Origin of the sequence: Planomonospora antibiotica, assembly GCF_014647955.1 — a bacterium.
GTDB classification, from domain to species: domain Bacteria; phylum Actinomycetota; class Actinomycetes; order Streptosporangiales; family Streptosporangiaceae; genus Planomonospora; species Planomonospora parontospora.
In genome coordinates, this window is record NZ_BMQE01000141.1 from 1 (window position 1) to 1,241 (window position 1,241).

Here is a 1,241-nt window from a genome sequence, read left to right on the forward strand (position 1 = left end):
GACGCTTGCCTCCTCTCGATCATCTGACGCTCGAATGCGACCGGAGGCAGCCCGTCATTGGCGCTGTGCCGCCTGCGTGTGTTGTAGAAGTCCGCGATCCAGGTCGCGACCTTCAACCGGGCCTCGGCCCGGGTGCGGAAGCGGTGCCGGTGCACGAACTCCACCTTCACCGTGCTGTTGAACGACTCGGCGGCGGCGTTGTCGAGCGCGCACCCGACCCGGCCCATCGACTGCACCACGCCATGCTTGCGGCATTCGGCCTGGTAACGGGCCGCGGTGTACTCCGATCCGCGGTCCGAATGAAAGATCACCCCGTCCACGTTCCCCCCGCGGGTGACGACGGCCATCTGCAGCGAGGCGACCGTCAACGCGGCATCGTGGTGGGCGGACATGGCGAACCCGAGCAGTCTCCGGGAGAACAGGTCCTCGACCGTGGCCAGATACAGCGGGCCCTCGTCGGTGTCGATCTGCGTGCCGTCACCGACCCACAGCACGTCCGCGGCGACCGCGGTGAACTTCCGCCCGACCAGGTCCGGCGCGGCCGACCGCTTGCCGGGCCGGGTCAGCGACCGGCGCTTCTTCGGCGCGCGGCCGGCCAGGCCGAGGGCGGCCATCCGCGCGGCGACCGTGTTCTCCGACACCCGCCAGCCCAGCTCGCGCAGATCACGGGTGATGCGGGGCGAGCCGTAGGTGCTGCCCGAGGCGGTGAACAGGCGCCCGATCTCGGCATCCAGCCGGGCTCGCCGCTGCTCGCGCCCGGTCGGCGCCGCGACGCCGATGCGGTCCTTCCACTTGTAGAACCAGGACGGGGAGACCCCCAGCGCCCGGCAGGAGACGACGTGGCTGATGCCGTACTCGGTCTTCTGGGAGCTGATGAAGGCCGCCACGCTCACCGGCCCATCGCCTCTCGAACCCACAAGACCACCGAGCGCTTGAGCACATCACGCTCGTCTTCCAGCTCGGCGCGCTCCTTGGCCCAGGCCGCCTTCTCGCGCGCGAGCTCCCGCGCCAGCTCGGCCTTCTCCCGCCGTAGCCGGGCCAGCTCCTCCTGTTCGGACTCCTTCAGCGTGCCACCTCCACCGCCGCTGACTTTCCCGTTTGCGTGCCGGTCCATCTGCACCCAATTGTGCAGCGTGTACTCGTTGATCCCCAGATCCCGGGCGACGTGCGCGACGGGTTTGCCGGTCTCCTTGACGATCCGCACCGCTCCGGCCCGAAACTCCGGATCAAAGCGACGCCGC

General features: G+C 69.7%; 2 protein-coding genes. Both read right to left on the reverse strand.

The window, feature by feature from the left end; genetic code table 11:
* Positions 1-893 (reverse strand): IS3 family transposase (locus tag IEZ06_RS35805; RefSeq protein ID WP_189241107.1); only part of this gene is annotated, 893 nt, incomplete at its 3' end.
* The coding region (locus IEZ06_RS35810; RefSeq protein ID WP_229799178.1) for a transposase at positions 890-1,241 on the reverse strand (352 nt) is incomplete at its 5' end. The genes IEZ06_RS35810 and IEZ06_RS35805, both read right to left, overlap by 4 nt.